Source organism: Shewanella sp. YLB-07 (assembly GCF_009377275.1).
Genome location: NZ_VOQB01000011.1, coordinates 181,103 through 199,884 on the forward strand (window position 1 = coordinate 181,103; position 18,782 = coordinate 199,884).

Here is an 18,782-nt window from a genome sequence, read left to right on the forward strand (position 1 = left end):
AATTGAAGGCAATTCAGAGCAATTGAGACAAATGACAACATCATATATATCAGGCGTAAAGCCAGCTACACCAAGCCCTGCAATCAATCGCACCTTCTCCATCGCGCCTATGCTGGATTGGACGGATCGGCATTATCGTTACCTGGCGCGGATCATGTCTACAGAACTCTTGTTATATACCGAGATGGTGACCACAGGTGCGATTATTCACGGTAAAGGGGATTATCTAGCGTATAACAGTGAAGAGAACCCATTAGCATTGCAGTTAGGTGGTTCAAACCCTCAGGATTTGGCCACTTGCGCTAAGCTGGCTGCAGAACGCGGTTATGATGAGATCAATTTAAATGTGGGTTGCCCTTCGGATCGGGTTCAAAGTGGTCGCTTCGGCGCTTGCCTTATGGCCGAGCCTAAAGTCGTCGCCGAGTGCGTCACCGCGATGAAGCAAGTCGTGGATATTCCTGTGACGGTTAAGACGCGTATAGGTATCGATGATCAGGATAGCTATGAGTTTCTGACTGAGTTTGTAGATACTGTCAGTGATGTGGGCTGTGATACTTTTATTGTGCATGCCAGAAAGGCCTGGTTACAGGGATTAAGTCCTAAACAGAATCGTGAAATCCCGCCCTTAGATTACCAGCGTGTGTATCGGCTGAAGCAGGATTATCCTAAGCTGCATATTTCCATCAACGGTGGGGTTAAAACACTCGATGAATGTCGGGAGCATCTGCTGCATATAGATGGAGTCATGGTGGGCCGTGAAGCATATCAAAACCCCTATATATTGGCCGAGGTCGATCAGCTACTTTGCGGTAGCAATAAACCTGTGTTGAGCCGAGATGCTGTTTTAGAGAAATTTATTCCTTATATAGAGAAACACCTTGTCGACGGTGGCAGGTTAAACCATATCACTCGCCATATGACAGGAATGTTTCAAGGAGAGCCAGGCTCCAGAGCCTGGAGACGCTATATTAGTGAGAATGCTCATAAACAAGGGGCTGGAATCGAAGTGATTGAACAGGCTAGAAAAAAAATGGATTGCTAGACTCGATTTAGCTTTTAAAAACCGCCAGACTGGCGGTTTTTTTGATCTCACTGCAGATAAATCAGTTCTCTATACCCTCACTTAGTGAATTTAACCAGCCCATGGTTAAAATTACTAAAACCTTATTTACCTTTTCATATCATTTTCGAGCCAATTTGACACATCCATTCCCAAGTTATTGTTATTTAGCTACTTTAATTGTTTTGTCAAAGTTGGCACGCTGCTCGCATTATCTAATTTGTAAATCACTTAAGTCGAAAGACACCAATGAAAAGGAAGACATCATGTTTAATTCAACTGTTAGCAAAATAGCAAAAGCATCTCTAGTGGTCGCAGTATTGATGGGAGCGAGTATGGGGGCCCATGCAGATGGTCTTATTCTTACTGATTTGACTCGCAATATAGAGCAGAACATCAGTGCCCAAATGCAAGATATGATGCAAGTCGCCCAACGCGAGCTCAGCCTCTCACTACAAACACAGCTTTCAGAAGCCATGTTTGAACTAGAAGACAGTGGCAAGACAAGTGAGTTAGTTAAGCAGCAATCTAAGGCAGTGATCACTAGCGCTATGGTTAAGGATTAAATATGTGGTTTACAGCGGATATAGTGACTCTACTACTCATGCCAGTACTCAGTTTTACTTTTTGCGCTCTGTTAGTTTGCAGTTTTAGCTGGCACAAGGTTCAAGACTAAAGTAAGTCTGGCAAGTAGATTTAAATGGAGAAGAGAATGAGTGCCTTTAGTTCAACTGATAGATATATGCGTCGTATGAAGCGACCGACTAGCTTGGTATGTGGCGTAGCTGCAATGATGGCCGATAAGTTTAACTGGTCTTGTTTATGGACTCGAGTGGTGTGGGCGGCAGTGATCTTGCTGAACCCGGCGATGGGACTCTTGATCTATTTTGTACTCGCCTTAGTACTTCCTAAATGGGAAGCTAACTCTTGAATCGTCAGCAAAGCTATATAAATAAAAGTCGTGTAAATAAGAGTAAGGCAAGCCGAACGCTAGCGATATTGTTAGGTCTAAGTACCGCCATCTTGGTGATAGCTGCTCTGGTTATGGCGTTGGAGATTTGGGGAGTATCTGAGTTTGTTTCTCGTAAATTTTTGAATGTAGAGCCACTTTTTTGGATGGATGTTAGCTTATGGAGTGTCCTTGTCACCTCTGTGATGCTACTGGTTATTTTACTCTGGCTGACAGTCGCTTTTAGTGTCTTAGCTTTGGTCTCTGCATTATGTATCCTTGCGGCTCTGATTATGGTTGTTAGCGGCTTCTCTCTGCTTTGGCCTGTACTCTTATTACTATTGGCTGCATGGGGGGTTGGTAAGTCGAGTCAGTTTGATTGAAGAACCGACTTAAAGTTCTCCAGAGTTTGATATCTCTTCTCTATCAAGATGCAGAGTCCACGAGGACCCTGATCTTATCCAGTCAGCTGGGCTTTTAGATTAAGCCAATTATTTTTTGAGAAATGCTTCGAAGCGAGTTCTGGCTTCATCACTCTTTAGTCTTATAGAAAACTGCGCTAGCTCATCTTTCATCTGTTGACGTACCAGCTCTTTATTTGAGCGCATCAATGCACGAGATGCCTGAAGTGCCAGTGGTGGTTGCTTAGCGAGTTTGATCGCCTGGGCTAAAGCAAAGTCAAAAATGGTCTCCGAAGGGATCACATCATTGATAATATTGAGTGTTTTAGCCGTTTGAGCATCGAAACTTTCGCCGAGTAACAGTAATTCGGCTGCTTTTTGTGGTCCAACGAGTTGAGGAAGCAGCAGACTCGCTCCGGCTTCCGGTACTAGGGCTAAGTTAACAAAAGGTAACTGAAACTTTGCAGTGTTATCGGCATAAACCAGATCGCAATGCAGTAGTAAGGTGGTGCCTATACCAACTGCAGCCCCTGTGACTGCTGCAACGATTGGTTTTTTGAGATCTAACAGATGAAAGAGAAAGTTAAAGGCCGGGTGTTTACTGTCTAAGTTACTATTTTTTAAAAAGTCTGCTACATCATTACCCGAAGTAAAACAGTCCTGTTGACCTTTGATTAAAAAGCAGTAAATTGCGTTGTCTGACTCACCTTGGATAAGGTATTCTGTGAGGTTAGTATACATCTCAAGGCTGAGAGCATTACGCTTTTCAGGGCGATTAATTGTGATAATTCTTACGCCTTGTTCATCCTTAACCTGAATTGTACTCATTGCGTTTTCTCCTCTAAGCGAATGGGGTTAAATGGAGTTTAAGACATTGAAGCAAATATTCAAACACATGTTTAACTTTGTCCTGCTGTTTGGGGCATCTTTCTCTGCCATGGCCAATGTTATGCTTGTCGACGGTCAGGTGAGAGCTATGCCACCTAGCGTGCCAAATACTGCGGCATATTTAACCCTGGAAAATCATGGTCCTTCGATAAAACTTGTTGCCGTAGAGGCCGATTTTGTCAAAGAGGCTCAGTTACATACCGTTATCGAAGAGGACGGTATGGTAAAGATGCGCCAAGTGGAAAGCTTCACTATCCCCCAGCATGGTCAGTTAACTTTGAGCGAGTCGGGTAAACACATTATGTTGCTCGGTTTGAAACAGCCATTAGTCTCGGGGAAGTCAGTCAATTTAACCCTTAAGTTCGATAATGGCTCAGAGCTTCCTGTGAGCTTGATGGTGAGTAAGCAAGCCATGACTAAATCGGAAGGTCATCACCATCATCATTAATTTAATGTGGGATTCAACGGAGTGTATCAAATGCAAATGACATGGAAAAAGTGGACGGGTATCGCGGTTTTTATCATATTGATTGGCTACTTCATCAGTGTTTGGTGGAGCGTCGCGCCGGATGTGATTCAGCCGCAGCAGTTTAGTGCGGGACAAGAGTCTGGAGTCGTGGGCTATGCGACGACGACGTCACTCATAATGACGATGGAAACCTTGCTTAACAAGAGAGGTGGCTGGTTATCTAACGATGTGACTCCTCCCTCAATTTTTATGGACAATATGCCAGCCTTTGAGTTTGGTGCCTTGGAGCAGGCGCGGGATCTCGCATTAATCATGCGTAAAGAGTTCAGTCGTTCCCAGTCTCAATCCATGGCTGATAAAGATCTGCTAGCCGCCCACTCTAAGCTCAATATCGAGCATACCAGTTGGCTTGTGCCTAGCGCCGAAGGTGAATATAAAGATGCCATCAAATTACTGAAACTTTATCGCGCTAAAATATCAGATCCCAACAACCAAGAAGCGCAATTTTATGCTCGAGCGGATAATCTCAATGAGTGGCTCAAAGAGGTGCAGAAACGTTTAGGCAGCATGTCTCAGCGTCTCTCTGCCAGTGTAGGGCAAGATAGGTTAAACACAGATTTAGCCGGCGACAGTGAGGCTTCTCAGTCTACACCTAAGCAAGCTAGCCAACAGATTAAGACCAGTTGGTGGAAGATAGACGATGTGTTTTATGAGACTCGAGGTGCTACCTGGGCATTATTAAACTTTATGAAGGCTATTGAAGTTGATTTTGCCGATGTCTTACGTAAAAAGAATGCCGAAGTCAGTTTGCAGCAAATCATACGTGAACTGGAAGAGACACAACAGTCTGTTTGGAGCCCGATAATCTTAAATGGTTCGGGTTTCGGCGTAGTCGCCAATCACTCTTTGGTGATGGCAAATTATATCTCCCGCGCAAATGCTGCGGTGATTGATCTAACAAATTTATTGATTAAAGGTTAATTAGATAATGAAAAAAACATTAGTTGCATGTGCACTTTTGGCAAGCTTGGTAGGCACTTCTGCACAGGCTGCATCACTGATAGGCTTTAAGGTCGGTGGCGATTACTGGAAGGCCGATACCAGTGGTACTTTTGCAGAGAATGGTCAACCACAGCAAGATTTTAACTACAGCTCATCTTCTCAAGGTAGCATTTGGGTTGCCATAGAGCATCCGATCCCTTTGGTACCCAATGTGAAAATCAGAGAGAACCGACTTGATGCGAGTGGTAGTAGTGTTGCCGATGGCTTTGAGTTTGGTGGTCAGACTTACAATGGCGATATCAATACAAACTCAGATCTAAGTAACACAGACTTTATTCTTTATTATGAGCTGTTAGATAATGATCTGGTTGCTTTAGATGTTGGTGCGGCCTATAAGAAGATGCACGGCTCTTTCCGTGTTAACGATAAAGCGACAAGCGGCCGTGTAAATTCAGAAATTGAGCTAGATAGCGGTATAGTGATGGCTTATGCCGATGCACAGGTCGGCATTCCAGGCCTTGGTCTGTATGGCTTCGCCGATGTTATGATAGGTGTTGATGAGTCTAGTGTTTATGATTACTCTGTCGGTCTAGGCTGGCAGTTTGATGGCGTGGCTCTGGATACTAAGGTGCGTGTGGGTTACCGTGACTTTAACTTCGATGTGAACGACTTCGATGGCGTAACGGCTAACACTCAATTTAAAGGTTACTTCGCCGGTGTCGAATTGGTCTTCTAAATCTAGCCTGCTAAATTTACTGTTTCAAGCTTGATATAAGAACCGCCATTCGGCGGTTTTTTATTGGGGAAATTATATGGCCACTAGATATGACTGAAAGATCCGATAACTTGTTTGGTATAAAGTTGATTTTTATCAGTCATAAAAAAACCGCCATCGATTAAGAGTGGCGGTTTCTACTTAAGTTATCCAAAGCGGATAACTTAGCTACACATTAAAGAACTCGTTACTGAGTCGTTGTTTGTGTCGCTTGTGCAGTCAAACCATTATTGATGGCGATAACATCATCTTCATTCAAGGTACCGGCAGCTTGTTTAAGTGCAAGTATTGAGTTGATGTAACCGTAACGGGCATCAGACAGCTTTCGCTTAGAATCATATAGATCGCGCGTACGGTTAAGTACGTCGACTATGGTACGAGTACCGACTTCAAAACCAGCCTGAGTCGCTTTAAGTGCACTCTCTGATGAGATAACTGATTGCTCATAGGCACGGATTGAGCTGATTGAAGCGCCTACGTTATTGAAGTTGTTACGAACATCCTTGACTACCTTACGGTGAGTCTGTTCCATCTTCTCGCTTGCTTCTACGTACTGATATTGCGCCTGATTGACTTTAGAGCTGACCTTGAAACCTTCGAAAATAGGTATGCTCAAGGTCAGGCCTACTGTGCCGTTGTCAAAATCGTTTACACTCTCACTCTCACTACTGTTTTCTTGCTGAATATTGGTTGTGTAACCCGCATTTAGACTCAGTGTAGGCATATGACCCGCTTTATAGAGACTGATAGTCTCTTGGGCGATATCTTTACCAATACGTGTTGTCAGTAGATCGACACTGTTGCTTTCGGCCATCTTAAGCCAATCAGCCGTTCTGGCTGGTGAGGGGCTAACGGCACTGAAACGCTCGGTATCTAAGATATTGATGGTCTTATGTTCTATGCCTGTTATCTCACGCAGCGCCTCATAACTATTGATCAGTTCGTTTTCGGCTAAGATCTCTTGCGCGCGGGCCAAGTCATACTGAGCCTGGGCTTCGTGGACGTCTGTGATAGCGGTTAAACCCACGGCGAACCTTTGTTTTGTCTGCTCGAGCTGACGCTCAATCGCGCGCTTTTCCGAGCCCTGAAACTCAAAGGTATCTTTAGCCGATAACACCGCGAAGTAGGCACTGGTTACGCGGATAATCAGAGTCTGCAGCGATGACGCGTAGGCTGCATCGGCTTGAGAGGCGGCTAACTCGGCTAGGCTTAATCCTACCCAGGCGCTGTGATCATAGATAACCTGATTCAAGGTGACGCCAGCATTTATGCCGCTTGCATCCGTATTAGACATTGTATCTTCATTGCGCCAGCTCTTGTCATATCCCACACTTGCACTTATGGTTGGCAATAATGGGGCACGGTTTTCTTCAATCTGTTCATACAGGGCGTCACGTTGAGCCTGAGCCTGCAGTGCGATAGGGTCACTGGTTAGCGCTTGTTGATATATCTGCAGTAAATCGTCGGCCTGTACAGCAGAAGTGCTGAATGCCAGCGTGAGTGCTGCGCATATCGTGCGGATCTTGAATTTCATTGGTCGTCCTTTTAGACAAAATCCTCCAGTGGAGGAGCCGTTTAACTTTTATAGAGTTAAGTGATACCACGCATAATAGCGAGGCGGTTTGCGCTTCCCGACGCTTCCCGATACATCAAAACTAATGGCCTGAGCCAGCTAGCCAATTATTAATAGCTATTAAGACATAGATATTAAGAAATTACCTGTTTTCAAGTCAACTTAGAAGTGTAACAGTTTTTGATTTTTATTATGCTATTTCTATCTAAATAGAATTTACTCTAGTCTAGTGTGTTTCTTATACACTTTTGAAGATGATTTGATACTGGATTGATCCAGGTGAGGGAGCGAGATGAAACAGAAGTTTGATCAACAAGATGTAGTATTGTTAGGTAGAGAGACTGTGTTTAAGGGGTTTTTCTCGTTGGATGTGTATCGGTTCAAGCATAAGTTGTTCGAAGGGGGCTGGAGCGGTGAAGTTAAGAGAGAGGTCTTCGAACGCGGAGATGCCGTTGTAGTATTGCCCTATGATCCTGTGACGGATGAAGTGGTATTGATCGAGCAGATACGTATTCCCGTATTGGGCAAGACCAAGAGCCCTTGGATGCTCGAGTTAGTGGCGGGTATGATAGAAGAGGGTGAGACGGCCGAGGCCGTTGCCCGCAGGGAGTTGGTCGAAGAAGCGGGAGTGAAGGCTAAACAGATGTCGAAGATCTCCAGTTATTTTGCTAGCCCTGGTGGAACCAGTGAGCAATTCGAGTTTTTCTGGGCTGAAATCGATGCGAGTCAGGCACACGGAGTACACGGGCTAGAGCATGAGAATGAAGATATCCAGGTTCATGTATTCAGTCGAGAGCAAGCTTTTAAATTAGTAAATGATGGTACAATTAACAATGCGTCTACTGTTATTGGCCTGCAGTGGTTAGAGTTAAACTATCAGAAATTGAGAAAGTAATTCTAAACTGCGTAAATGATGAGTGTATCAGCTGAACAATGCGTCTACGGTTATTGGCCTGCAGTGGTTAGAGCTGAATTATCAGAATTTGCTAGAACCTAGCGTAAACTTGAGGATGAATCGGCAAGTGAGTAGTGCAAGTAGCTTAAACCCAAAGAGATATCAGCCGAATATTAATAGGTTTCTCGCCCTGTGTGGACGTAATTATTTCCATATTCTTCGTTGGTTGCCCAATGGTGCAGAGCAGGGCGCGAGTTGGCAAGTTGGCGGTGATTACGGGCTGTTAGATGTTCGTTTACTTGAAAATACTCGCTATACCCAATTGATCGAAATCTCAAGAAATGTCGGTAAAACCGATTTTGTCGATACTCCTAAAATTACTGTTCGCGTGTATCATGATGCTAAATTAGCAGAAGTGTTAACTAGTCGACAGATTTATCAGCTTAGTCCGGTATATGATTATCCAAATGTACGTATGCACCATCGTGACGAAAAGTATCGAGTGAATGCTTTTTTGGAAGAGTTATTAAGAATTGATAACCACACGAGTGTAGTTTGTTTGGCTGAATCTTAGGGTCTATTTATAGTGTTAAAAGAGGCTATCTCTTATTCTATTGAAGAGAAGGCAAGTGTGAGAATCGTGCAAGTGACCGATCCTCATCTGTTTGCCGATCCAAATTCTCAACTTTTAGGTGTTAATACAGCTAAGAGTCTGGAGTCTGTGCTTAATACCATAAAGGCTGTGGATTATCCGGCAGATCTTATGTTGGCTACTGGAGATATCAGTCAAGATTACTCGGGGGAGTCATATCACAATTTTGTGCGAGCGATAACCCCTCTCGATATGCCTTGCCATTATCTGCCCGGAAATCATGATGATCCTCGTGTTATGAGTCTGCATATGCAGGGATCAAAGATATTCGGTCAGCGTCGAATCTTGGCTGGCAACTGGCAAATTATCATGCTGGACTCTACAGTGAGAGGAAAGCCTGGCGGACACATGTCTGACCGTGAAATAGAGATAATCAAGAGCGCCGTTGCCGATCAACCCGAACGTCACGTCTTGCTAGTGATGCATCACAATCCCATTTTGGTTAAGTGCCGCTGGCTAGATCAACATTGGATGGATAATGGCAGTGAATTTATCGAGCAAGTTGCTCAGATCCCACAAGTCAAAGGCTTGCTATGGGGTCATGTACATCAAGAGTTGGATATAGAGCACCAAGGTATGCATGGCATTATCCACTTGATGTCTACGCCTTCAACCTGCATTCAATTTAAGCCTTTATCGTCTTATTTTGCGCTGGACGCGCAACAACCCGGATATCGACTGTTGGAGCTTAAAGCCGATGGCAGCATGATAACCAATGTATATCGCGTCCCGGGAGATAAATTCTCCCCCGATAGAAATGTCAGTGGCTATTAAAGCTAAAATCGTCAACTTGTTTAGGAGTTGATGCCAGAGTCTAATGGTGTTTCAACGTAAAAATTTGCGGCTTTCCCTCTCTTTGAAGCCTAATCACTTGGTAGAAACGTAAGCAAGTGTTAGCATCTCATTAATCATTTATTAAAATTACTCTCTCACTCCTCAGAGTGATTATTCGATGATGGGAAAGATCCGTGTGTGAGGAAATATGCTGCTTTATATTCATGGGTTCAATAGCTCACCGTTATCAGATAAAGGGCTTGTAACTGCGCAATTTTTCGCTGAACACTATCCCGATCTGAACTTCCATCAGCCTCAATTACCATCCACTCCCAGAGAGGCGATGGAATTACTGTCGGGACTGGTGGAGTCTGCACTCGAGGATGGAGAGACACTTACCTACATAGGCTCTTCTCTTGGCGGATATTTTGCGAGTTATTTAGCCGAGAAGTACGGTGGGCGGGCGGTGTTGGTTAATCCTGCTGTGACGCCTTTCGAGCTATTCGATGACTTTATCGGGCAGCAGTATAATCCTTACATCGAGGAGTATTACCAAGTTCTGCCTGAACATAAAGATCAGGTTGCCGCTTTTAATACTGACGTTATTCTTAATCCCGACCGATTTTTAGTACTATTACAGTCGGGCGATGAAGTCCTGGATTATCGACAAGCAGTACAGAAATATCACTGTTGTCAGCTGTTGATCCAATCCGGTGGCGATCATAGCTTCGTGGGCTATGAAACGCAGATGCACTCTATCTGCCAGTTTCTGTTTTCTTGACAAGTAACCATATCGGGCCGCAACATGGCCTTAATAACTATAAATTGTGTGTGCCATGACAAATCAATATACCTCTGATGCCATTGAAGTCCTGAATGGGCTAGATCCCGTTAAACGCCGTCCAGGTATGTATACCGACACCACGCGCCCAAACCATTTGGGACAAGAAGTTATCGATAATAGTGTCGATGAAGCATTGGCGGGACATGCAACTAAAATTGAAATAACCCTACATAAGGATAACTCGTTAGAGGTTATCGATGATGGTCGTGGTATGCCGGTGGATATTCACCCTGAAGAGGGAATATCCGGAGTAGAGCTTATTCTCACTAAGCTGCACGCGGGCGGTAAGTTCTCTAACGATAACTATCAATTTTCAGGCGGTTTGCACGGGGTTGGTATCTCAGTGGTGAATGCGCTCTCGAGTCGTGTGGAAATTACTGTGAGACGTAGTGGTATTGTCTATGACATTGCCTTCGAGAATGGTGATATGGTCGAAGAGCTGCGGGAGACCGGAACTTGTGGCCGCAGAAACACGGGTACCAGAGTTCATTTCTGGCCCATCCCCAGCTATTTCGATTCAGCTAATTTTTCTGTGTCTAAGCTGACTTATTTATTGAAAGCTAAGGCGGTTCTCTGTCCCGGCCTTAAGATTAAATTCACTAACAAGCAGACGGACGAAGTTCAAGAGTGGTTCTATGAGAGTGGTTTAACTGATTATCTACAATCTTCGGTTAAAGATGCGCTTATGCTGCCTGAAGAGCCCTTTATTGGCAGTTTACAAGGTAATAATGAGGCGGTAGATTGGGCAATTACCTGGTTACCGGAAGGGGGAGAGTATCTTAACGAAAGTTATGTGAATCTTATTCCAACTCCCTTAGGTGGTACTCATGTGAATGGCTTCAGGCAAGGTCTGCTCGAGTCAATGCGTGAATTTTGTGAATTTCGTAACCTGATGCCCAGAGGCGTTAAACTAACCCCTGAGGATATCTGGGATCGCAGCAGTTTTATCTTGTCTATCAAGTTACTTGATCCGCAATTTTCCGGCCAGACCAAGGAAAAACTCTCCAGTCGTCAGAGTGCAGCGTTCGTTTCAGGCATTGTCAGAGATGCATTTAGCCTCTGGCTTAATACGAATACCGAGCAGGCTATGGCGTTGGCGGAGATGTGCATCAATAATGCTCATAAGCGCTTAAAGTCGGCTAAGAAGGTGGCCCGTAAGAAGGTGACGTCTGGTCCGGCACTGCCGGGTAAGTTGACCGATTGTAGTGGTCAAGACCCTATGCGTGGAGAGCTGTTTCTGGTGGAGGGAGACTCGGCGGGAGGCAGTGCGAAACAGGCTCGTGATCGAGAGTTTCAAGCTATTATGCCTCTGCGAGGTAAAATTCTTAATACTTGGGAAGTGGATGCCAGTCAGGTATTAGCGTCTCAGGAAGTACACGATATCTCGGTCGCGATAGGCTGTGATCCCGATTGCAGTGATATTTCCGAACTAAGGTATGGAAAAATCTGTATCTTAGCCGATGCCGATTCAGATGGACTGCATATTGCGACCTTGTTATGTGCTCTGTTTATGAAGCACTACAAAATTTTAGTCGAAAAGGGCCATATCTATGTGGCTATGCCACCTCTGTTTCGTATCGATGTAGGCAAAGAGATTTTTTATGCGTTAGACGAAGCGGAAAAGCAAGGCATACTGGATCGTATTGCTGCCGAGAAGAAGAAAGGTAAGGTTCAGGTGACTCGATTCAAGGGGCTGGGTGAGATGAATCCACTTCAGTTACGAGAAACCACCATGGACCCTAATACACGTCGTTTAGTGCAGTTGACCATAGATGATGTTGAAGACACCATAGCGCTTATGGATATGTTACTGGCCAAGAAACGCTCTGGTGATCGTAAGATATGGTTAGAATCTAAAGGTGATCTTGCTGATATTTAGTGAAATGCCTCCAGTCATTAGAATAATTAGAATAATTAGGCTTATAAAAAATAATGTTGTTGAATCAGAAAAAAAATCAACGAAGGTGGAGCTTACTGTTAGCTTATGTCGCAGTGCTGTTTAGCCCAAATTTACTGGCCACACAGCCCATGATGATCACTGTGACCAAAGGTTTCGGCTTAACCCTCTATGCCTCTGGACTTGGTGATGCTAAGCAGATGGCGTTGGGAGATAAGGGCACGCTATTTGTGGGTTCCCATAAGAAGGGCACCATAGTGGCTCTGGTCGATAGCAATGCCGATGGCCGAGTCGATAAGCGCTACACGGTAGCCAAAGGCTTAGATAATCCTGAAGCCATCGCCTTTCATCTTGGTGATCTTTATGTCGCCGTCGATGAAAAGATAGTTAGGTTTGTCGATATTGAGAACCGCTTGCGCCGCCCCGGACGGGGCAAGGAGGTCTATGACCGCCTCCCAGGACAGACCAATAAGAGCCGACGTGCGATGCACTTTGGCCCGGATGGTCGCTTGTATGTTGCTGTCGGTGCACCCTGTAATGTGTGTGAGGCTGTAGCGCCTTTCGGCAGTATTATCGCCATCGATATGGAGACCGGCAGTAGTGAGCAAGTCGCAACGGGCATTCGCAGTGTGACGGGCTTCGATTGGTCGCCTACGGATGATGCCTTATGGTTTGCCGATCTAGGGCGAGATTGGATGGGAGACAGACTTCCTCCCGATGAGATTAACCGGCTGGAAAAAACCGGGGAGCACTTTGGTTTTCCCTATATTCACGCCGCTTCGGTCATAGAGCCTGCCTACGATAAACCTAAGAACCTGAAGATCACTTTGCCTAATTTCGAATTACCAGCTCACGTCTCCCCAATGGGCTTGCATTTTTATCGCGGTCAGGCGTTTCCTGCTAAATATCATAATCAGATGTTTGTCGCCGAGAATGGTTCCTGGAATCGTTCGAGTAAAATTGGTTACCAGGTGGTGATGTTAGAGATTGAACAGCAGAAAGTCGTCAAGCGCAGTACTGTGGTCAGCTTCTTAGATGGCGGCTTTCCCGTAGCTAGGCCTTACGCTTTATTAACGGCTCCCGATGGAGCCATGTATATATCAGATGATCTTAAAGGCAATATTTACCGTTTGTATTACAAAGATATTGTTAAGAAAGAAACAGAACAAGCTGCGCAAGCAGAGGAAAATGAAAAATGAGTGATGCGATAGATTTAAGTCTCGATGGCGTAGAGCAGATGTCGATGCGCCGTTTCACGGAAGATGCTTATCTAAACTATTCAATGTACGTCATCATGGACCGGGCCTTGCCACATATTGGTGACGGATTGAAACCGGTTCAGCGTCGTATCATCTATGCCATGAGTGAGTTGGGCCTATCGGCTCAGTCTAAACATAAGAAATCAGCCCGTACCGTAGGTGATGTGTTAGGTAAATACCATCCCCATGGAGATAGTGCCTGTTATGAGGCTATGGTACTGATGGCGCAGCCTTTCTCATACCGATATCCCTTGGTCGATGGTCAGGGGAACTGGGGAGCACCGGATGATCCCAAATCATTCGCCGCCATGCGTTATACCGAAGCGAGATTATCGAAGTTTTCAGAGGTCCTGCTCAGTGAGCTAGGCCAAGGTACTGTCGATTGGGGAATTAACTTCGACGGCACGATGAAAGAGCCATTGGTGCTACCGTCTCGTCTGCCTCATATTTTGCTCAATGGTATTACCGGCATAGCCGTGGGTATGGCGACAGATGTACCGCCACACAACACCCGTGAATTAGTGGCTGCCTGTGTCGAATTACTGGATAACCCTAAAGCAGATCTCGAGCGCTTGATGGAGTTTGTGCCTGGACCCGACTATCCAACTGAGGCGGAGATCATTACCCCCAGGGCGGATATCACTAAGATCTATTCGACAGGTAAAGGTTCGATAAAGGCGCGAGCCGTTTATGCTGTTGAGAGTGGCGAAATCGTCATCACCGCTTTGCCACATCAGGCCAGTGGCGGCAAGATTTTAGAACAGATTGCCGCGCAGATGCAGGCCAAGAAACTACCTATGGTAGTCGATCTCAGGGATGAATCTGACCATGAGAATCCGGTTCGTATCATTGTGGTGCCGCGCTCAAATCGTGTCGATTGTGATCAACTGATGGCCCACCTTTTTGCGACGACGGATCTGCAGAAAAATTTCCGAGTGAACCTGAATATTCTGGGGCTGAACGGTCGGCCTCAAGTCAAAGGGCTTAAACAGATCCTCACTGAATGGTTGGAGTTTCGTTTAACGACTGTGACTCGAAGAATCACCCACAGGTTGGATAAGGTCTTAGCCAGGTTACATATTTTAGATGCCTTGATGGTTGCCTTCCTTAATATCGACGAGGTGATCGAGATCATCCGCTATAAGGAGAATCCTAAGGCTGAATTGATGTCACGGTTCCAAATCACCGAGATTCAAGCCGATGCTATTTTAGATCTTAAGTTACGCCATCTGGCCAAGCTTGAAGAGGTGAAGATCAAATCGGAGCAGAATGAGCTGGAAGTCGAGCGAGACAAGCTAGAGTTGCTGCTTAGTTCAGATAGACGCCTGAAGACCTTAATTAAGAAAGAGTTAAAGCAAGATGGTGAGACCTATGGCGATGATAGACGTTCTCCTCTGGTGGAGCGTACCGAGTCTAAAGCCCTGACTGAGCAAGAGTTAGCTCCGGTAGAGGCCGTGACTGTCGTTTTGTCTGAGAAAGGTTGGGTCCGCTGCGCCAAGGGACATGATATCGATGGTAATACTCTGTCTTACAAGTCCGGTGATGGTTTTCTCTGTTCTGCGGTAGGTCGAAGCAATCAGCCTTCGGTATTTATAGGCTCAACCGGTAGAGCGTTTGCCACCGAGACTCATACCTTGCCTTCGGCGAGAAGCCAAGGAGAGCCAATAACCACACGTTTTAATCTGTCACCCGGCGAGGTGATGGAGCATCTCTTGCTTGGGGATGATGAGAAGTTCTATCTGTTGGCATCGGATGCTGGCTATGGGTTTGTTGGCTCATATAAAGATATGGTGTCCAGGAATAAAGCCGGTAAAGCCCTGCTCAGCCTACCGGCTAACGCTAAAGTGATTAAGCCTCAGTTGGTGGATAAGTCGAAAGTCGAGTCGATTCTGGCTATCACCAATGAAGGCAGAATGTTGTTATTCTCTATGGAAGCCCTGCCCCAGCTATCTAAGGGCAAGGGCAATAAGATCATAGGTATCCCAACTGAAAAAGCGAAGAATAGAGAAGAGTTGCTAATCCACCTGCATGTGGTACCCGAAGATACCTCAGTGACTCTCTGGGCAGGTAAGCGCAAGCTAACCCTGAAACCAAGCGATTTGGAGCATTATCGTGGTGAGCGAGGCCGGAGAGGGGCGAAACTGCCACGGGGATTACAACGTGTCGATAGTGTAGAGCTAGGCGATGGTAATAGTGAGGCTAGCGACTAAGCTAGTCTCTAGCCAGAAATAAAAAAAGCTGCCGATGGCAGCTTTTTATTTATATCAATTGGGAGAATTAGTTCGTTGCTTATCAGGCCACTTCGTAAAAGTTGGGCTCTATGTCCAGTTGTCTCTGGATTATTTGGCCAGCCATCTTAGTACATTTACCGCATTGACTCCCTACACCCAAACGCTTTTTCACATCAGCAAGTGAGACATCACCCTGGCTAACGGCTTCTTTTATTTGTGTATCGGTAACGGCGAAGCAAAGACAAACGTACATTGAGATAGGCCCCCTAATGAGATGACCGAATTATAAATGAAAATGATTCTCAATGCTAATATCAAAAATGTATAAGTCAAATATGAATCTGTGTGAGGGGGTTATACCAAAGTGTGAACGGCTGCTAAAAAAAGGAAAAACTGGCGCTTCTGACTATTCGATATAGAATTTATAATACCCTGAATAAAATTCGAGCTGCTAGGTGCGTGATTGGGTCCGATAAAGGAATGGAACTAATCGCACAAAACATTCTTTGGAGTGAAAAATGAGACAAAACCTGCCTGTTACCCAAAAAAATTATGACTATCCTTCAGACTGGATCTTGTTATCAACGACAGATACTTCGAGCGTGATCAAGTATGCCAATCACTCATTTTGTGAGGTGGCAGGCTTCAGCTTAGATGAGCTGATGGGCGAGCCCCATAATTTGGTCCGCCATCCGGACATGCCACCACAAGCCTTCGAAGATCTCTGGAACACGATCAATGGTGGTAATCCCTGGAAAGGCTTAGTAAAAAACCGCTGTGCTAATGGTGATCACTACTGGGTGGATGCCTTTGTTACTCCAATAGCAGAGAATGGCAAGGTGATCGAGTTTCAATCTATCAGATCTAAGCCTAAGAATGAGCAGGTACAAAGAGCCGAAGAGGCTTATAAGGAGCTTAACGAGAAGGGAAGGGTATCTAAGCTTAAACGTGTTCTGAGTCTGTCGATGAAACTAGCCTTGTTAGCATGTTTCTCCCTATTGCCTATGCTGTATTTAGCTATTGAATCGGGTGTACTGGGTATTGGGTTGTTACTTATCACTTTAATGGCCTTGTTTATCGGTGGAAATCTCGTATTGTCTCGTTTTAAGGTCATAGTGGATAAATGTAAGGGTATTTATTCCAATCCCTTGATGTCATACCTGTATACAGGATACGTCGATGACGTGGCACAGATAGATCTTGCCTTACAGATGCAAAACTCTGAGATGAAAGCCATGCTTGGCCGGGCGTTGGATTCTTGTGAGCAAACGGCTAAAAAGTCGCTGGAGTCGGTGGCTAAGAGTGAGGATGTGAAAACCAATAGTCATTCGTTAACTAAAGAAGTTGAGCAAGTGGCCACAGCCATGCAGGAGATGACGGCTACACTCGGCGACATGGCTTCTAACTGCTCCGATGCTGCAACCTCATCTCAGGCCGCCTCAGAAGAAGCCGATGCAGGGGATAAAATCGTGTCTCAAACTATATCATCGATTCAGTCCTTATCGGAGCAACTGACCAATACCTCTGAAGTGATCACCGAACTCGAAGAGCAGAGTAAGGGGATTGGAACCGTGCTAGATGTGATTCAGAGTATCGCAGAGCAGACAAATCTATTGGCGCTTAATGCGGCTATCGAGGCGGCTAGAGCCGGGGAACAGGGACGAGGCTTTGCCGTTGTTGCCGATGAAGTCAGGGCGTTGGCAAAGAGGACTCATGAATCGACCACAGAAATTCAAACTATGATTAACTTGTTGCAGCAAGGTACGGGCAAGGCTGTACACAGTGTGCATCAAGGCGTCGATTCTGCTCAGTTATGTTCAGAGCAAGCGGATCAGGCTGGCAGTGCGCTGCGAACCATAAGGGATGCGGTGGCATCCATTACCGATATGACTCACCACATTGCCAGCGCGGTAGAGGAGCAGTCCAGTGTGGCCGTTGAGGTCAATCGAAGTGTGGTTACAATTTCAGAACTTAATGGCTCGAGTAATGATCTAGGGGATGAGATGGTGGGCATAAATCATGAGGTTGTCGATAATATCAATTCACAGAAGATGTTGGTCGAGCAGTTCCTGAAGCGTAGTCAGAAGCAGATGTAATCTAATTGCTAAAAGCTGTAATTGAGCTTGGTAATTTGCTATGAATCGCTATTGTGATTAGTTGTTTGGCTAGTAACCGCGTTCGAAGTTGACTTCATAGGAGAGCCGCTCGCCTCTTAGCAGTTTATGGTAGTTATCGGCAAAGATCTCGACCACCTGCTCGGGAAAACTAGGGGCGGCAATGTGTGGTGTGATGATAACATTGTCCAGTGACCATATGGGGTGATGTTGGGGCAATGGCTCCTGGTTGAAGACATCTAATATTGCATTCTGGCCGCTGTTTTCTTTTAGCTGTAAGTACAGAGCATCGAGATCCAGTACATCTCCTCTTCCGAGGTTAAATAAAATACCATTGGGTTTTATCAGTGATAAGGTCTGGGCGTTGAGCGTTCCTCTCGTATCTGGCGTGCTTGGAAGTATGCTGGCAATAGCATCAGCCTGAGGCAGATAGTGGGGCAGATTTGATAGGGTATTGACATCATCGAAACCAATCGTTGGCTTAGCACCTCGGTTTATCCCTGTGACATGCATGCCAAAATGCTTCGCTGTTTTGGCTATATGTTTGGCTATATTGCCCGTTCCAAGCAGAAGTAAATGTTGACCTTGAAGGGTCTTGAAGCTGCCTGGGTGCCAAATTTTCTGCGCTTGTTGCGATCTGTATAGCGTGTGTTCTCTCTGGTGAGCAAGCAGGTATCCAAACAAGTATTCGCTCATCAAGGGGCCGAATATTCCCCTGACATTGGTCAGCCGATAATCTTTTCTTTGGCGCGGCTTGACCAAGGCATCGACGCCAGCTTCGGTCGATTGCATCCAGATGATATGCTTCCCATGAGGCAGTAACGGTGCGGCGAGAGAAGGCTCTGCCAGCCAAATATTGGCTTGTGAAATCTGATGGGTTTCATCACCCAGAATTTCAACCTCTGGCAGATGACAGGATTCCAGTAAAGATCTATATCGCTCATTATCACCGGTGAGTAATAGTAGCTTGTATCTCATCTTCACTCCCCTTATTCTACT

General features: G+C 45.4%; 19 protein-coding genes. 15 read left to right on the forward strand and 4 right to left on the reverse strand.

Annotated elements, in window-relative coordinates; all coding sequences use genetic code 11:
- Positions 1–31: 31 nt before the first annotated feature.
- The 4 genes from dusA to FS373_RS22165 all read left to right on the forward strand — a co-directional run bounded on the left by dusA (position 32) and on the right by FS373_RS22165 (position 2,392).
- Positions 32–1,042, forward strand: a complete 1,011-nt coding sequence (gene dusA / locus FS373_RS22150; protein ID WP_152830669.1) for a tRNA dihydrouridine(20/20a) synthase DusA — start codon at positions 32–34, stop codon at positions 1,040–1,042.
- 284 nt (positions 1,043–1,326) lie between these two features.
- Entirely contained in the window at positions 1,327–1,626 is a 300-nt protein-coding gene (locus FS373_RS22155; RefSeq protein WP_144044864.1) for a hypothetical protein, read from the forward strand.
- Between the two features lie 146 nt (positions 1,627–1,772).
- Positions 1,773–1,991 (forward strand): PspC domain-containing protein, encoded by a 219-nt coding sequence (locus FS373_RS22160; RefSeq protein ID WP_152830635.1) that lies wholly within the window; start codon positions 1,773–1,775, stop codon positions 1,989–1,991.
- The gene (locus FS373_RS22165) at positions 1,988–2,392 is read left to right on the forward strand and encodes a hypothetical protein (protein WP_227993141.1); all 405 of its coding nucleotides are present in this window, start codon (positions 1,988–1,990) and stop codon (positions 2,390–2,392) included. The genes FS373_RS22160 and FS373_RS22165 overlap by 4 nt, the downstream gene beginning before the upstream one ends.
- A gap of 108 nt (positions 2,393–2,500) precedes the next feature.
- On the opposite strand, the gene FS373_RS22170 is transcribed toward FS373_RS22165, so the two are convergent.
- Complete coding sequence (locus FS373_RS22170) at positions 2,501–3,238, reverse strand: enoyl-CoA hydratase-related protein (RefSeq protein WP_152830636.1); 738 nt, start codon at positions 3,236–3,238, stop codon at positions 2,501–2,503.
- Positions 3,239–3,269: 31 nt separating this feature from the next.
- On the opposite strand from FS373_RS22170, the gene FS373_RS22175 reads away from it, so the two are divergent.
- Genes FS373_RS22175 through FS373_RS22185 form a run of 3 tightly spaced genes read left to right on the forward strand, consistent with a single transcriptional unit; the run spans position 3,270 to position 5,505 of the window.
- Positions 3,270–3,746: a copper chaperone PCu(A)C gene (locus tag FS373_RS22175; protein ID WP_144044867.1), complete on the forward strand. Its 477-nt coding sequence runs from the start codon at positions 3,270–3,272 to the stop codon at positions 3,744–3,746.
- Between the two features lie 30 nt (positions 3,747–3,776).
- Entirely contained in the window at positions 3,777–4,748 is a 972-nt protein-coding gene (locus tag FS373_RS22180) for a DUF2333 family protein (RefSeq protein ID WP_144044868.1), read from the forward strand.
- 7 nt (positions 4,749–4,755) lie between these two features.
- On the forward strand, positions 4,756–5,505 hold the full coding sequence (locus tag FS373_RS22185) for a TIGR04219 family outer membrane beta-barrel protein (RefSeq protein WP_144044869.1): 750 nt from the start codon (positions 4,756–4,758) through the stop codon (positions 5,503–5,505).
- A gap of 226 nt (positions 5,506–5,731) precedes the next feature.
- Here the strand turns inward: FS373_RS22185 and tolC are convergent, their stop codons facing one another.
- The gene (gene tolC / locus FS373_RS22190) at positions 5,732–7,078 is read right to left on the reverse strand and encodes an outer membrane channel protein TolC (protein ID WP_144044870.1); all 1,347 of its coding nucleotides are present in this window, start codon (positions 7,076–7,078) and stop codon (positions 5,732–5,734) included.
- A gap of 331 nt (positions 7,079–7,409) precedes the next feature.
- On the opposite strand from tolC, the gene nudF reads away from it, so the two are divergent.
- From nudF to parC, 7 genes are all read left to right on the forward strand, one after another.
- Positions 7,410–8,012 (forward strand): ADP-ribose diphosphatase, encoded by a 603-nt coding sequence (nudF, locus tag FS373_RS22195; RefSeq protein WP_152830637.1) that lies wholly within the window; start codon positions 7,410–7,412, stop codon positions 8,010–8,012.
- Between the two features lie 127 nt (positions 8,013–8,139).
- Complete coding sequence (locus tag FS373_RS22200; RefSeq protein ID WP_144044872.1) at positions 8,140–8,586, forward strand: DUF1249 domain-containing protein; 447 nt, start codon at positions 8,140–8,142, stop codon at positions 8,584–8,586.
- A gap of 12 nt (positions 8,587–8,598) precedes the next feature.
- On the forward strand, positions 8,599–9,438 hold the full coding sequence (cpdA, locus tag FS373_RS22205; protein ID WP_322619551.1) for a 3',5'-cyclic-AMP phosphodiesterase: 840 nt from the start codon (positions 8,599–8,601) through the stop codon (positions 9,436–9,438).
- Positions 9,439–9,646: 208 nt separating this feature from the next.
- Complete coding sequence (locus FS373_RS22210) at positions 9,647–10,219, forward strand: YqiA/YcfP family alpha/beta fold hydrolase (protein ID WP_152830639.1); 573 nt, start codon at positions 9,647–9,649, stop codon at positions 10,217–10,219.
- Positions 10,220–10,274: 55 nt separating this feature from the next.
- Positions 10,275–12,161 carry a DNA topoisomerase IV subunit B gene (gene parE / locus FS373_RS22215; protein ID WP_144044874.1) on the forward strand — a complete coding sequence of 629 codons (1,887 nt, stop codon included), beginning with the start codon at positions 10,275–10,277 and terminating at the stop codon, positions 12,159–12,161.
- 53 nt (positions 12,162–12,214) lie between these two features.
- Positions 12,215–13,378, forward strand: coding sequence for a PQQ-dependent sugar dehydrogenase (locus FS373_RS22220; protein ID WP_144044875.1), 1,164 nt, complete (start codon positions 12,215–12,217; stop codon positions 13,376–13,378).
- Complete coding sequence (gene parC, locus FS373_RS22225; protein ID WP_152830640.1) at positions 13,375–15,648, forward strand: DNA topoisomerase IV subunit A; 2,274 nt, start codon at positions 13,375–13,377, stop codon at positions 15,646–15,648. Before FS373_RS22220 ends, parC begins: the two co-directional genes overlap by 4 nt.
- A gap of 82 nt (positions 15,649–15,730) precedes the next feature.
- Here the strand turns inward: parC and FS373_RS22230 are convergent, their stop codons facing one another.
- On the reverse strand, positions 15,731–15,922 hold the full coding sequence (locus FS373_RS22230) for a bacterioferritin-associated ferredoxin (protein WP_144044876.1): 192 nt from the start codon (positions 15,920–15,922) through the stop codon (positions 15,731–15,733).
- A 265-nt stretch (positions 15,923–16,187) separates the two neighbouring features.
- Here FS373_RS22230 and FS373_RS22235 point away from each other — a divergent pair, with 265 nt between their 5' ends.
- Positions 16,188–17,765, forward strand: coding sequence for a PAS domain-containing methyl-accepting chemotaxis protein (locus FS373_RS22235; RefSeq protein ID WP_152830641.1), 1,578 nt, complete (start codon positions 16,188–16,190; stop codon positions 17,763–17,765).
- Positions 17,766–17,834: 69 nt separating this feature from the next.
- Here the strand turns inward: FS373_RS22235 and FS373_RS22240 are convergent, their stop codons facing one another.
- On the reverse strand, positions 17,835–18,761 hold the full coding sequence (locus FS373_RS22240) for a D-2-hydroxyacid dehydrogenase (RefSeq protein ID WP_152830642.1): 927 nt from the start codon (positions 18,759–18,761) through the stop codon (positions 17,835–17,837).
- Positions 18,762–18,782 lie beyond the last annotated feature (21 nt).